At 47.0% G+C, this 14,348-nt stretch carries 12 protein-coding genes and 2 pseudogenes; 8 read left to right on the top strand and 6 right to left on the bottom strand.

All coding sequences use genetic code 11. The annotated features are described in order from the left end of the window. From B5D35_RS24630 to B5D35_RS20170, 4 genes and pseudogenes are all read right to left on the bottom strand, one after another. Positions 1–186: pseudogene (locus B5D35_RS24630) on the bottom strand (IS4 family transposase); the annotation flags it as partial. A 223-nt stretch (positions 187–409) separates the two neighbouring features. Continuing rightward, the gene (locus B5D35_RS20180; RefSeq protein WP_078754303.1) at positions 410–1,012 is read right to left on the bottom strand and encodes a HEAT repeat domain-containing protein; all 603 of its coding nucleotides are present in this window, start codon (positions 1,010–1,012) and stop codon (positions 410–412) included. Positions 1,013–1,058: 46 nt separating this feature from the next. Next, positions 1,059–1,541 (bottom strand): hypothetical protein, encoded by a 483-nt coding sequence (locus B5D35_RS20175; protein WP_078754302.1) that lies wholly within the window; start codon positions 1,539–1,541, stop codon positions 1,059–1,061. Between the two features lie 353 nt (positions 1,542–1,894). Next, positions 1,895–2,776 carry a LysR family transcriptional regulator gene (locus B5D35_RS20170; RefSeq protein WP_078754301.1) on the bottom strand — a complete coding sequence of 294 codons (882 nt, stop codon included), beginning with the start codon at positions 2,774–2,776 and terminating at the stop codon, positions 1,895–1,897. A gap of 146 nt (positions 2,777–2,922) precedes the next feature. Here B5D35_RS20170 and B5D35_RS20165 point away from each other — a divergent pair, with 146 nt between their 5' ends. The 4 genes from B5D35_RS20165 to B5D35_RS20150 all read left to right on the top strand — a co-directional run bounded on the left by B5D35_RS20165 (position 2,923) and on the right by B5D35_RS20150 (position 7,427). Beyond that, positions 2,923–4,074: a four-carbon acid sugar kinase family protein gene (locus B5D35_RS20165; RefSeq protein ID WP_170915230.1), complete on the top strand. Its 1,152-nt coding sequence runs from the start codon at positions 2,923–2,925 to the stop codon at positions 4,072–4,074. Continuing rightward, positions 4,061–5,089, top strand: a complete 1,029-nt coding sequence (gene pdxA / locus B5D35_RS24400; protein WP_078754299.1) for a 4-hydroxythreonine-4-phosphate dehydrogenase PdxA — start codon at positions 4,061–4,063, stop codon at positions 5,087–5,089. The genes B5D35_RS20165 and pdxA overlap by 14 nt, the downstream gene beginning before the upstream one ends. Then, on the top strand, positions 5,079–5,777 hold the full coding sequence (locus tag B5D35_RS24395; RefSeq protein WP_078754298.1) for a beta/alpha barrel domain-containing protein: 699 nt from the start codon (positions 5,079–5,081) through the stop codon (positions 5,775–5,777). Before pdxA ends, B5D35_RS24395 begins: the two co-directional genes overlap by 11 nt. A gap of 537 nt (positions 5,778–6,314) precedes the next feature. Further along, a complete protein-coding gene (locus tag B5D35_RS20150) occupies positions 6,315–7,427 on the top strand; it encodes a sensor domain-containing diguanylate cyclase (protein ID WP_078754297.1) in 1,113 nt (370 codons plus the stop codon). Between the two features lie 66 nt (positions 7,428–7,493). Here the strand turns inward: B5D35_RS20150 and B5D35_RS20145 are convergent, their stop codons facing one another. Then, positions 7,494–7,943, bottom strand: coding sequence for a hypothetical protein (locus B5D35_RS20145; RefSeq protein WP_078754296.1), 450 nt, complete (start codon positions 7,941–7,943; stop codon positions 7,494–7,496). A 320-nt stretch (positions 7,944–8,263) separates the two neighbouring features. On the opposite strand from B5D35_RS20145, the gene B5D35_RS20140 reads away from it, so the two are divergent. From B5D35_RS20140 to pstB, 4 genes are all read left to right on the top strand, one after another. After that, positions 8,264–9,304, top strand: a complete 1,041-nt coding sequence (locus B5D35_RS20140) for a substrate-binding domain-containing protein (protein ID WP_078754295.1) — start codon at positions 8,264–8,266, stop codon at positions 9,302–9,304. Between the two features lie 71 nt (positions 9,305–9,375). After that, the gene (pstC, locus tag B5D35_RS20135) at positions 9,376–10,758 is read left to right on the top strand and encodes a phosphate ABC transporter permease subunit PstC (RefSeq protein ID WP_078754294.1); all 1,383 of its coding nucleotides are present in this window, start codon (positions 9,376–9,378) and stop codon (positions 10,756–10,758) included. Next, positions 10,751–12,052: a phosphate ABC transporter permease PstA gene (gene pstA / locus B5D35_RS20130; RefSeq protein WP_078754293.1), complete on the top strand. Its 1,302-nt coding sequence runs from the start codon at positions 10,751–10,753 to the stop codon at positions 12,050–12,052. Before pstC ends, pstA begins: the two co-directional genes overlap by 8 nt. A gap of 127 nt (positions 12,053–12,179) precedes the next feature. After that, on the top strand, positions 12,180–12,932 hold the full coding sequence (gene pstB, locus B5D35_RS20125) for a phosphate ABC transporter ATP-binding protein PstB (RefSeq protein ID WP_101210386.1): 753 nt from the start codon (positions 12,180–12,182) through the stop codon (positions 12,930–12,932). A gap of 64 nt (positions 12,933–12,996) precedes the next feature. Here the strand turns inward: pstB and B5D35_RS20120 are convergent. Then, positions 12,997–14,265, bottom strand: a pseudogene (locus B5D35_RS20120) (amidohydrolase); the annotation flags it as partial. Positions 14,266–14,348: the final 83 nt, after the last annotated feature.

The following is a 14,348-nucleotide window of genomic DNA, read 5'->3' as shown; positions in this document are numbered from 1 at the left end:
GTCGACACGCTTGATGGCATGTTTAGCGGTGGTAATGACGTTCAGAGAGCGGCCAAGTTTAGTGAGCGTAAGGTCCGCCCCATCGAGTGAGGATTGCGTCGCAAGTATCAGAGAGTGAAGCCGTTTTTTATGAATAGTGGGACACTGATTTTGTAGAGTATCTTGTAGAATTTGAATATCGCGCATCGTTCATCCCTTTTGGTGGAATGTGGTTTTTGGCGAAATTCATTAGATCAAAAGGGTCGGTGCGCGTCTTTCTCATTGTTTAGAAAAGGAATTTTGAGGGGATTCGCTAGCTTTAAGTGTTAGTTATAGACGAATTGACTGTTCTTCTATCCTGCTTGCAAATTTAAGGATGATTTTAGAAAAAAAAGATGTCTGTCTCGCTAACTGTTATAGTATCGACTAGTTAGCGGGTCAAAAAGTTTAACCCTTCTATTATTAACGACTTTGTATTCTCTGATAGTTTATCATTATCAACATTAATTCTTAGTATCTTAACAGCTAAACTGTTACCAACATAAATCAAGGAATTTACGGCTTCACTCTTCACTGGGTCAGCTAAGCCACTCGACAAAATATCATCAAGAATTCTTATTGATGACTCACTTCTAAATACACGCAAAGCTCTTGCTGATTCTACCAATGTATAGTTGTCAGTAGCTCTGGTTAGTATATCGGTCACTGTTTTTTCATCTTCAATTTTTATTTTTTCATGATTTTTATTTATGTTCCTAGCATAGATGCTAAACAAATTTATCGAATCATTATTTCTACTGTGGAATCTTGGGTTAGCGTTAAGAATACACTCAATGTATTTAGTGTCATAATCTTTGTTATATATTACCTCTCGGATTTTAAGAAGTGATTGGTATTCAGTTGGTGACCTTTCTATTCCAAAAATAAGTTCAGAAACTTTGGACTGCTCTACGTCGGTATTTAGGTTGCAAGCCCCATAAACTGCTGAGGCTTGGAACATGATAGCTGACACAGTAATTAGTGTTTTTTTCATGTTTACCACTTCGATTCTGCTAACCAGGTGACGTTTCTAACATTTTCTAGTCTGTTGGTAAAAGGACTTTTGGGTTTAATTTTCCTTCGACAATTCTAGTTATTAATTCATTGTTTTTGTCTATCCTTGTGATGCTTGTGTAGTGTTTGTTATTTACTATTGAATCAACACCGATAATTATATTTTTATTCTTTATTTTATCATCTAGGAGATGCGTTAAATTCTCGTTTAATCCTAATGCTATTGATGCTTTTTCGTTAAAAGAAGAAAGTAGAGCTTCAGATAATTTGACGATTGATAGATTGACGTTTTTTTCTTTATCTAATATTACATCAGGCTCAAACCTCCATTTTAGTATGGAACCTCTATTTTTCGATAACGCTTCTATCTCGTATAAGCAGTAAGTAGACTCTATAGTTGAATAGCCAAGTTCACTTTCTAGAGTCACAGGTGGTTCACTGTTAAAAAGATCGTTTGAAAGTGAACTAAGAGGAGTCAGAGCTATTACCATCAATAAAATAGTCTTCATTGGTTAAAATCCTTTTACAGATATTGATTTGTACTCGTCACTTATTTTTACCCATTTGGAAATAGTCATACTGGTTTTTACGTTACCACTGTGCATATGTTTTATTTTATCTTTCATCGTATACTGCGCCTTGCTCGTAAGTATCATAAGTCTCGGTTCTTCCAATTACAAGGACAGACACTTTAAGAAGTCTAGGCACAGCTATGTTTGTGCTGTATGAAATTGTCGTGTTTGGCATGAAGTCGTGGAAAAGCTTATCATTAAACGTCATTGAGCGCTTTTGTGATAAATTCATCGATACAGAAATTGATGATGGATATATAAGTTATTGGTTTTATCTTAGGGTGTCTGTCCTATAAGTTGCATTCCAATGCTTTGCCCAAAAACTGAAGCCAGTTTTTTACCTCAAGGGCTTCACTGCTGAGAGGCTTATTACTCTCATACAACAAACCATAGTAAGAGCCGTCTTTTACAAATCCCATTGGACTAACCAATCGCTGTTTTTTTAGCTCATTCAGCGCCAATACCTTTGGGCAAATCGCGACACCGAGCTCGTTAACTGCCGATTCCACCATCAGAAAGTGGTGATCAATAAAGCGATATTCGCGGGGAGGCTTCACGTTTGGGTAAAGCGCCAGCCAATCTCGCCAGGCTTCTGGGCGTGTTTTACTGCACAATGCTACATAATCACCCCTTTCAAATGATTCCTGCTGTCTTTCAGTCATCACTGGGCCCATCTCTTCGTCAAACAAAGGTTCTACGCTCCAGCGCGGATCAACACTGAAATCCATTCTTCGGAGCGCTAGCGTGATGCCATCTCGTTTGAAATCAAAATGTCCTCCTCCGACAGAAAGATTGATTTCTATATCTGGCCTCGAATCCTGAAACTGGCTGAGGTGAGGGATAAGCCAATGCAGGGCGACTGAGCGCTCGCACGACAACAGCACTGGCTGTGTTAAGACTGGCGTTCTTATTTCATCAAGTGTATTTGCAAGATCATCAAAGAACCCGCGCATCAGCCCAAACAGCTTCTCACCTTCAGACGTTAACTTCACGCCTCTGCCCGCTGGTTCTAGCAAGCTCACTTGTATGTCTTCTGAAAGCTTACTGATACGTCGACTGACCGCGCCATGAGTGAGTGCAAGATCATCCGCTGCTGCCCTGACCGAACCCAGCCTTCCTACTGCCTCAAAAGCACGTAAGTCGTCTAAGGACGGAATGTCTTTTCTTTTCATGTCGTTACCTAACGCTCCGCTATTTCAATGTAACCTTAGCAGAACTGGTGATTTTATATCACCAATACACGTCAGTTATTGTCGATATTCGTTTGTGCCATGTTGCCTTAGCATTTCCCTACGATTTGAATAGAGGTATGCAAAGGATGAAGATACTCATCATTGCTGATGATTTAACTAGTGCTGCAGACGCTGCCCTACCTTTCTATGAAAAGGGAAAACAATGCGAAGTAGTGCTTAATCATCACCAAAGATCAACCGCGGAAGTGGTCGCTATCGACACGGATTCCCGTAACCTTACCGAGCAGCAAGCGTATGAAGTGACACAACAGGCAGCCAGCAACGCAGGGGAACATAAGCTGGTCATCAAGACTATCGATTCCACTTTGCGCGGGCATATTCAAGCAGAGATTCACGCTGCTTTTTATGCTAGCGGAAAACAGCATGTTGTTATTGCCCCTGCCTTTCCAGACGCTGGGCGTATAACGAAAGCAGGCATTCAATACGTTAACAGTCACCCAGTTGCAGAATCCAGTTATGGGAAAGATCCGGTCCACCCTGCGCTCACGTCGTCGATTTCTGAATTGGTTCCTGCGGATCTCGGCATTTCAGCAGTATTGCCGAGCGATGCCTCTTCCGAGGTTGTGCAACAGGCATTGAATTATCACAAGGCGCTGATCCTCGACGCCAATTCTCAATCAGCGCTAGATTTGTTAGTCAGCCGCTTCCCTAATCACGAAAACATTCTTTGGGTGGGTTCACCAGGTTTGGCGCAAGCACTTGCCTTCAGGTCTGAGAGTCAATCCGCTGAAAATTTATTGCCCCTTGAGGTTTCTAAATTGTTAGTGGTGATAGGCAGTGCTAACGATGTCAGCCACCAGCAAAAGGCGCAGCTCAAATGCATATCTTTGCCATTGTACGAAGCTGACCCAGATTTAATTGCCCCTGATTTGGCGATGCTCGCGGCACCTGATGAAAGAAATGCTAACCCGCAGCAGGTGTTGGGTACGTTATCCAGTACAGCGAGCCATCTCATCAACCGCGCAAAGTACGACGGGGTGATCGCAACAGGCGGTGAGACTTCCCGTGCCATTCTGGATCGCCTTGGCGTGACGTCTATGACGCTATGTCACCAGCTTGAAAAAGGTTTTCCGGTTTGTTGCACCGTTCTACCCGGCTCGGAACTCCCCCTTTTTATCGGCATAAAAGCAGGGGGATTTGGCCGCCCCGATTCCCTGAAAAATGCCATTCAACAATTCGGATTCAACCAGAAAGGAGAACGCCATGGTACCGAATGAGAAGCCGATTGCTATCACCATGGGTGATCCCTCCGGCATCGGGCCAGAAATCATTCTGAAAGCCCTAAACAACGATGAACAATTACCTAGATGCTTGGTGGTAGGTGATCTCACCGTCATCGAATACGCTTTGGCGATTCACCAACCAAAAATGACGTTAAATGTGGTCACTGATCCTCGCGATACCATTCATCAAAAAGGTGTCGTGAACCTGATTGTCAGTAGTCAACTCAACAAACACCCACGGATGGGCAGAGTGGAACGTGATAGTGGAGACGTGGCATTCAAAGCCATATTGAAAGCGATTGAGCTAGCAAAAAATGGCGATGTTGCTGCCGTGGTGACAGCTCCTATCAACAAGGAATCGCTAAGTTTCGCTAAGGTTCCTTATCCTGAACATACCGAGATCTTTGCCGATTACGGTGGTGCAGATGATGTGGCCATGATGCTATTAAATGAGTGCATTAAAACCGTGCTTGTCACCGTGCATTGTTCCTTGAAAAATGCCATTGAGCTGGCCGATTTCGACGCGCAATGCCGTGCGATCGAATTCGCACATGAAGCCTGTATTTGCCTTGGAATCCCTTCACCTCGCATTGCAGTTGCAGGCCTTAATCCGCATGCAGGTGAAAACGGGCTTTTCGGAGATGAGGAACAGAACATCATCATCCCAGCTATCGAACATGCAAGGAGCAAAGGCATCCATGTATCTGGCCCATGGCCTGGAGACACTGTGTTCATGCAGGCCAGAGAGGGTAGATTCGATATCGTCGTCGCCCAATATCACGATCAGGGGCTGATACCAGTGAAGTATATGGGGTTAGATGAAGGCGTGAATGTCACGCTCGGCCTACCCTTTATCCGCACCAGTCCAGACCACGGAACAGGTTTTGACATTGCCGGAAAAGGTATTGCTTCACCCGCAAGCTTATTGGCATCGATCCGATGCGCCCATCAACTTTTACAAACCAGACATACACTGAATCAACCAGAGGAGCGCCATCATGAGATTTGATTTTATCTTTATGCTGACAAAGAATGACAAAACCATCGCTAACGCGCGTGAGCGAGTGAAAGAAGTGATTGATGGCGGTGCGCGACATATCGGCTTCAAAGATGTAGGTTTGCCCTTTGACGAATTGCAATTACTGGCTGAGGAAATTCGCCAAGCTGGAGCATTTGTTTATTTGGAAGTTGTGAGTTTGGGTCAGGATAGTGAAATCCGCTCTGCTAAAGCGGCTATGACCTTGAATGTCGACTATCTGCTTGGTGGAACAAGGCCTGAGCTGGTTGCTCCGTTAGTTAAAAATCATCCACTTAAATATTACCCCTTCACTGGGAAAATCAAAGGACATCCAAGCATCCTGAGCGGCACTATCGATGGCATTGCTCGACACGCTGAAGCGGTTTCAGCTTTAGATGGTGTCGATGGACTGGATCTGCTGGCATATCGCTTTTCGGGAGATGTTCCTAAGTTGATGCGTAGAGTGTGTCAAGCTTCATCAAAGCCAGTGATCATGGCAGGAAGTATCGATAACAATGAGCGCATTGACGCGGTTTACCAATCAGGGGCTTCGGGGTTCACTGTAGGTACTGCCGCCTTTTCCAGCGTTTTTCCTTCAGAAAAGCCGGGTTTGCTTGGCCAGGTCAACACCATATCGGAGAAATGTTTACAGGTTCAGCTATCACCACGGCCCTACTGATAGCAAACGCTTACCCGTACAATTATTTACAAAGCCTGCACGAAGCAGGTTTTGTTATTTGGCGGAGGCTCAACCCGACTTAGGGTGTCTGATGAGATGGACGCTCCCAAATACGGCGTCATGCACCAAACTGAGGTTGAGAAATGGTAAGGCGCGTCAATTGGCAGCAATCCTGCTGCAAAGGCCATTTTACTATCTAATATAGAAGTGGATAACGGGTTTCAGTTTGCGCGACAGCTAACGGGAAGAGGCAAAACAAGCTACCGCCCTCCGTAGTTAAACGAACAACGCTAAGTTTAGAAGGTGACTGCGTAACGCAGGGGCCGATAACCACTGATATGTGTGGTATTTGAAAGTGTGAGGCGACCTTTTTATTTAACAACGCCTGCTTTCAATGTGAGACAAGTGCTTAGAGCAAGACGGATATTCATTGCACTACGACAAGTTTTCAAATTTGTGTGATCCAAACTTTGAATGTATACAATCTGACAGGGTGTGCTATTCCTTTGAGTACACATAATAAAATAAGAAGCCAATATGTTGCCAGAATACCCCTCGCCTGAAGAAGGGCTGTCTATTCGTCACCTGTTGTTTACACTTCCACAAATTGCGCGTCAGAAAGACGTTGAATTCACAAAGTGGAGCAGGCATTTACTGCAAGCTGGGCTTGAGTATTTTGGTGCGTCTGAGGCGAGGTTGGCACGTATCAGTAACGATGAGCTCTACCTTGTGGCCTCGGTTCATGAAGGCGTCAGTGGGTCGATTCATCATGAAAAGGTTTACCCGCTTGCCACCACATATTGCAGTATCACAGCCCGAGAGCCGAAGGTCATTTTGGCTCCTGACACGACGAAACATCCTGACTTATCATCACATGCGGCGCGGAGCACTCTCCCTCCTGCTTATTGGGGGATTTGCCTGTATTTTGGTGGCGCCGTATGGGGAAGTTTGAGCTTTAGTAGTGACATTATTGGTAGAGAGCAAGCCGATGATAAAGATGTGCTGAGGCTGCTGGCCAGTCTCATTGAACTCAGGCTTGAAAATGAAGAGCTTCGGGAAGAAATTAACGGAGCGAGGGCGTCCCTGTCGACGATGAGTCAGAGGCTGGAAAGTTTGCAGTTGTTTGATGCGTTGACGGATTTGCCGAATCGAAGAGCCTTGTTTGACCATCTTCACCGTGAACTTAATCAGCTTATTCGCCGCAATGGTGAAGGTGCGATTGCGATTGTTGATATTGATTATTTCCGTATGCTCAACGAGCAACATGGGCATGAAGAAGGGGATACCATTCTTTGCGGTGTTGCCAATGCATTGCGACAGGCCGTCAGAAATTATGACTTTGTCGCACGCTACAATGGTGAGCAGTTCTTGGTTTGGTTACCCGATACCATGCAGTCAGAGGTGGTCAAAGTGTGTGAACGCATGGCGGAAAACGTCGCTAACTGTGAAGTGGAAGGGAAACCCATTACGATCAGTATCGGCTATTGTGCGTTTCATGGCGAAAGTGAATCGCAACTGTCGTTCTCAAGAACCTTGGACAAACTGATCGATCTCGCGCATTTGGCACTGAATACCGCAAAAGCTAACGGCCGAAACTGTGCCGTCGCGTCATCAAGCCGACCCATACCGATCAATACACTCTCTGCGTGAAATATTTCATGTGAGTGAGCTTATTTCCCGTAACGTGAGTTAGGTTCAAATCGATGGCGCTGAAATTTACCGATAAAGATACACCGACAAAAAGTAATTTATCTGATCGTTGATGTATTTGATGATCTGTTGTTGCTCAGCGTTTTCTCCCCCGTCAGTAATATCCCAAGGAATAAATTTGTCGTAGCGAGGGAGTGTTTTGCCTGATTGAATCGATGATGGTGATAACGCAATCAGGTAATCAATACTCTCGCCGCCATAGGCCTCAATGGTATCTAAGTGCTTATCTGTGCAATCAATGTTGAAGTGTTTTAACGATCGGCAAGCGGATTCGATATTGCAGTTATCGTTGGTATATGCGCTAAGGCTATGAAAATAGCTGTCTGCTTTATGGTTCAGCAAAGATTGTGCGACCAACGAATAGCCGTCCTGCCCATCGCACAGGAATAGCACGCTCGGCTTTGAACGTCGTTTGGGTGCTGTGGCGGGCGGGCGCTGTATCGGTCGCTGTACCATGATTTCTCTCCGTGATTTTTGTTTTTAAGGTCTCCGCTACGTCGCCACTACCATTCTGCTGTTGGAGAAATTCAATGCTCATTATCCATTGCGCCCTAATAACCTAGGCTGACTTTGTTTCATTTTCGTGAAGTATTGATGTATTAGATGTGTCATGGATTGCCTATCACGTTGTAACTGAATGTTCACATTTCGTTAAGGTTAGTGTCACAAGGGTTATCTAAGTTTTAGTCAGTTTTAACGCAAACTCAAAAGTGGCCAATGGCGTTGTTATCCGTCTAACCACTTAAATTTAAAAGACTATCGACTTGGAGGTTGATGTGAAACTTAAGGCTCTGATTGCAGCTTCTGCATTGTGTGTAACAACATTCTCGGCGACAAATGCAGCTGCTGCATCACGTGACTACATCAGTATTGTTGGTTCCTCAACAGTCTACCCATTTGCAACTGTTGTCGCGGAGCGCTTCGGTCGTACTTCAGAATTTTCGGTACCAAAAATTGAATCAACAGGTTCTGGTGGCGGTTTGAAACTGTTCTGCGCGGGTGTTGGCGAAAACACGCCAGATATCACTAACGCATCACGCAAAATCAAAAGCTCTGAAGTGGAGCTGTGTGCGAAGAACGGCGTAAAAGACATTGTTGAAATCAAAATCGGCTATGACGGTATCGCTTTTGCGAACGCTAAAAAGTCTCAGCAGTTTGATATCACATTGAAAGATCTTTTCACTGCGTTGGCAAAAGTGGTGCCGGATGCAAACGGTAATCTTATTGAGAACCCAAACAAAACATGGAATGACGTGAATGCGTCTCTGCCTGCAACCAAAATCGAGGTGTTGGGCCCACCACCCACTTCTGGTACGCGTGATGCGTTTGTTGAGCTGGCAATGGAAGGTGGCTGTAAACAATACCCAGCGCTAAAAGCGATGAAGAAAGTAGACAAGAAAAAGTACAAAGCAGTGTGTCACGGTATTCGTGAAGACGGTGCGTTCATCGAAGCGGGTGAGAATGACAACCTGATCGTACAGAAACTGGCTGCAAACCCTAACGCGTTCGGCATCTTCGGTTACAGCTTCCTTGAGCAAAATTCTGACAAAGTGCAGGGTTCAAAAATCGGTGGTGTAGTGCCGACGTTTGACGCAATTGGTGATGGGTCTTATCCCGTTTCTCGCTCACTGTACTTCTATGTGAAGAAAGCGCACCAGAACGTGGTGCCAGGCCTGCAACAGTACGTCTCTTCGTTTACGTCTGAAGATGCGATTGGTGATGAAGGTTATTTGACTGACCGTGGTCTTATTCCATTGTCAGCACGTGACTGGAAACTGGTTCGCAACAGTGCGGTTGATCTGAAACCAAACCTGTAATGGCGAAACTATAAGGGTGATGCGTGAAAACGCACCACCCTTTTGCTGTACAAGGGATGTAAGGAAAAGGGATGCAGACGTCCACATTGATGGTGATAGTGTTGGTGCTGACCTTCAGCGCGTATCTACTCGCCAAAAAACGATCTCGGGACCTTGTCGCTGCGCAAGGTAGCTTGAGCACACTACACTCACGACCGGCCTACTACGGGTCATTCGCGGCCGTTTTGGCAGCGGTACCTGCAGTGCTGCTTCTTATTATTTGGCAAGCCATTGAGCCAGGTATGGTTGAGTCGCTTGTGATGGCACAGCTGCCGCAATCGGTAATCGACTCACACGAAAACAGCCAGCTCCTGTTTAGCCAAATTACCCACATTGCCAATGGCGTACTGAAAACCGAAAATCCAGCGTTGCTGGCGGCGGCAGGCCATTATGTGCATTTAGAAAGCATCGGGCAGACACTGCGCTTTGTTGGTGTTGGGGCACTGTCTTTGGGTGGGCTTGCATTAGGCTGGCGCATTGTTCGACCGAAACTGAAAGCAAGAAACCATGTTGAGAAATGCCTTCAGTTTTTCTTAATGTTCTGCTCAACACTGGCCATTCTGACCACGTTCGGCATTGTTCTGTCTGTGCTGTTTGAAGCGATTCGCTTCTTTCAGATTATTCCGATCTCCGATTTCCTGTTTGGGACAGAATGGTCACCACAGATCGCGTTACGCGCCGATCAACAGGGGGCGAGCGGCGCGTTTGGTTCGATTCCGTTGTTCACTGGCACCTTGATGATTTCTTTTATCGCCATGTGTATCGCAGCCCCCATTGGTTTGATGAGTGCCATTTACCTGGCTGAATACGCGTCCCCCAAGGTACGCAACATTGTTAAGCCTGTTTTGGAAGTGTTGGCCGGGATCCCTACCGTGGTGTACGGCTTTTTCGCTGCACTGACGGCCGCCCCTTTTATTCGCGATATCGCGCATGCGATAGGGCTATCTGGTGCATCATCAGAAAGCGCGTTGGCGGCAGGGGCTGTCATGGGCGTGATGATCATTCCTTTTGTTTCCTCTTTATCAGACGACGTCATTACCGCCGTTCCGCAATCACTCAGAGACGGGTCTTTAGGGCTTGGCGCGACACGTTCTGAGACCATCGTAAACGTGGTTTTACCCGCGGCGCTGCCGGGGATTGTGGGAGGGCTGCTTTTAGCGGTATCCCGCGCGATTGGTGAAACCATGATTGTGGTAATGGCCGCGGGCCTTTCAGCTAACTTAACGGCGAATCCATTGGATTCAGTCACAACAGTGACGGTGCAAATCGTGACCTTGCTGGTGGGTGACCAAGAGTTCGACAGCCCGAAAACACTGGCAGCGTTTGCCCTTGGTTTGACCTTGTTTGTGGTAACGCTGGCACTGAATTTTGTCGCACTCCGTATCGTGAAGAAATATCGAGAGCAGTATGACTGACAGATTATTAAAAATTGCCGAGACCAAACGCCAGCGTGTCAAAGCGGGTGTTGCTCGGCGTCGAGCGAAAGAGAAACGCTTTCGCTTTTATGGCATCGCGTCGATCTCCATGGCGTTTGCTTTCCTTATCGTATTGATGACAACAATCGTGTCAGACGGGTACACCGCGTTCGTCACGACTGAAATAAAGCTGACCGTTGATTTATCACCTCAGGTGCTGGGTCTTGAAAGCGGAGAAACCGACAAAAATGCTTTGATGCAAGCTAGTTTTCGGAAAGTGCTGCGCAAGGCGATATTGCAAGAAATTCCCGTTGACGGCCGAAAACAGAAACGCGCCTTGTACAAATTCCTCTCCAATGGGGCGGAATATGATCTTCGGGACAGAGTGATTGCAGACCCGTCGTTGATTGGGAAGAAAATAGAGTATTGGGCCCAAGCGGGCGACAACTTCAATCAATTTAACAAAGGCAATATCAAAGCCAGTACGCCAGAAGACGGTCGTCAGTTCAAAGACCTTCAAATTGGGTGGTACAACGAATTGGTTGCAGAAGGCAATGTACGCACCGTCTTTAATAAAAATTTCTTCACCAACGGGGATAGCCGTGACGCAGAGTTAGCAGGCATTTGGGGCGCAACGGTCGGCTCGTTTTATACTTTGCTCGTGACCTTGGCGTTGAGCTTTCCTATCGGGATTTCTGCCGCCATCTACCTTGAAGAGTTTGCCCCGCGTAACCGTGTTACCGAGCTTATTGAAATCAATATCAACAACTTGGCGGCCGTTCCGTCCATCGTCTTCGGTTTGCTTGGCCTTGCCGTGTTCTTGAATGTGGCGGATTTACCGCGTTCTGCACCGCTGGTAGGCGGGTTGGTGTTAACGCTGATGACACTACCGACCATCATTATTTCCAGCCGTGCAGCGATTAAGGCTGTGCCACCGTCGGTGCGTGATGCGGCGTTGGGTGTTGGCGCGTCAAAAATGCAGATGGTCTTGCACCATGTGATACCGCTCGCCATGCCCGGCATGCTAACAGGCACCATCATAGGTATGGCGCAGGCATTGGGTGAAACCGCGCCGTTATTGATGATAGGCATGGTGGCATTTGTGGTGGACATTCCGGGCGGGCCGCTTGATGCCGCAACCGCACTGCCCGTTCAGATTTACCTGTGGGCGGAAAACCCCGAGAAAGGATTCGTTGAGAATACGTCAGGCGCAATCATGGTGTTGCTGGCGTTTTTAGCATTTATGAACGCATGTGCTGTGGTCATGCGTAAGCGTTTAGAACGCAGATGGTAGGAGTAGGGATATGACAACGATTATCACCCATGCGGGAGGCTTTCCTCAGAGCGAACATATGATGGCAGCAGAAAAAACGTTAGCGCCAAAAGAGACCTGTGGCCTGCCCTTTGTGAATGCACCAAGGATGACGGCGCGTGATGTCAGTGTTTGCTATGAAAACGGCGCGAAATCGGCAATTCGTAATATCAATCTGGATATTGGTGAAAAGCAGGTGCTGGCAATGATTGGCCCGTCAGGCTGTGGTAAATCCACGTTTTTACGTTGCCTGAACCGCATGAATGACACGGTACCCGGATGTGAAGTGAACGGTGAAATCCTGTTGGATGGGCATAATATTTATGCCAAAGAACAGGAGATCGTCGAACTGCGTTCCCAAGTTGGTATGGTGTTCCAGCGTCCAAACCCTTTTCCGAAGTCTATCTATGACAACGTTGCGTATGGGCCGCGCATTCATGGGCTGGTGGATACCAAAGATGAACTCGATGAGGTGATTGAGCAGTCTCTTCGTCGTGCCGGTTTGTGGGAAGAAGTGAAATCGCGCTTGGATCAGCCTGCAACAGGGCTGTCCGGCGGCCAGCAACAGCGACTGTGCATTGCCCGTACTATTGCGATTGCCCCTGAAGTGATCCTGATGGATGAGCCTTGTTCTGCGCTTGACTCTATTGCCACGGGCATCATTGAAGATCTCATCAGTGAGCTGAAAGAGAACTTCAGTATAGTGATCGTGACGCACTCCATGTCACAGGCATCACGCGTGTCTGATCGCACTGCGTATTTCCACTTGGGCGATTTGGTCGAAGTTAACGAAACCAAGCGAGTGTTCGAAAACCCTGAGCACAAATTAACCCGCGATTATATCGGTGGTCGTTTCGGCTAGCGCTGATGCGGCGGGATCAACAAGGCGGCGCATACAAGCACCGCCTTTTTTGTTTTAGATTGCATTATCCAGCGTGTTTAAATACGGTCTCACCATCCTTGATGGTCTCTAGCACGGCGATGTCTTTGATCGTCATCGGGTCAACGTCCAGCGGGTTTGCATCCAACACCACCAAATCTGCACGCTTACCAACTTCAATCGTGCCTTTCGAAGCCTCTTCGAAGTTCTGATACGCACTGTTGATGGTGATGGCTTCTAATGCCTGATACGGGCTGATCTTATGGTGCTCGCCCAATGTTTCACCGCTGCGTGTCACACGGTTCACTGCTGTCCACATGTTGGTCATCATGTCTGGGAACAAAACAGGGGCATCCATATGAATCGTGAACATCAGGTCATTAGAGTTCGCCCAACCCATGGGTGATATGTTCGATGCGCGCCACGGACCTAACACCGACTCTTTATGCCAATCTCCCCAGAAATAGGTATGTGCAGGGAAGAAAGATGGAATCATCACGTTTTCTTTCATGCGCTTCACCTGATCAAGGCGCGTTGTTTGCGCGTGAATGACCACTGTACGTCTGTCTTCTTTGCCGTGAATCTCATCAGCGCGTTCAACGGCGTTTAGCAGAATGTCGGCAGACGCATCACCGTTGCTGTGGCTTAATACCTGTGCATTCATGGCGTAGGCTTTGTCTACCCAATGGTTCATTTCTTCCTGTGTTAGCACCGGATAGCCATGATAGTCATACGCATGGCTGTGTGGCGGCTCATAGTAGGGTGACGACAGGTAAGCGGTTTTCCCTTGCGGCGAACCGTCACCAACCAGTTTCACGCCAGCCAATGTGAAGCCATTTGTGGTGCTTTTCATCGGCATGATTTTAACGGCTTCATCAAGGTCAACCCATTTGGCATAGGCAAGCAAATCGATTTTCATCAAATCATTGTCAGCCATGGTCTTCATGGCATTTATTGCAGGCAATGTCGCAAGGCCTTCTTGAGTCGTGGTGACACCATAGCTTGCGAACATATCCTGTACTTTAAGGAATTTTCGTATCGCGTCTTCTTTGGTTTCTGTGGGCAATGCACCGAGAATTGCGTAAATCGCGGATTCTTCGAGAACGCCTGTCATATCGCCGCTGGCATCACGGCGGATCACACCGCCATCGGGGTTAGGCGTGTTTGCGTCATAGCCAATAAACGCCAGCCCTTGTGTGTTGCAGCTCGCCAAGTGGCCTGAGACATGCACGGCGCAGAAGCTGAAATCTTTGCTGAAGGCATCCAAATCCTCTTTGGTTGGGTGGCGTTTTTCTGCAAGCTCCGCATCGTCATACGGCTTTGTTGCTTAAATCGATGGAACTAAATCTAGAAGCTACGATCTGATCGGCTACACCCATCAATCGTCGTAGTCTCATG

This window comes from Enterovibrio nigricans DSM 22720, from assembly GCF_900167155.1.
Classification (GTDB): domain Bacteria; phylum Pseudomonadota; class Gammaproteobacteria; order Enterobacterales; family Vibrionaceae; genus Enterovibrio; species Enterovibrio nigricans.
The sequence above is the reverse complement of the archived record's forward strand: the minus strand, read 5'-3'. Positions and strand labels throughout refer to the sequence as shown.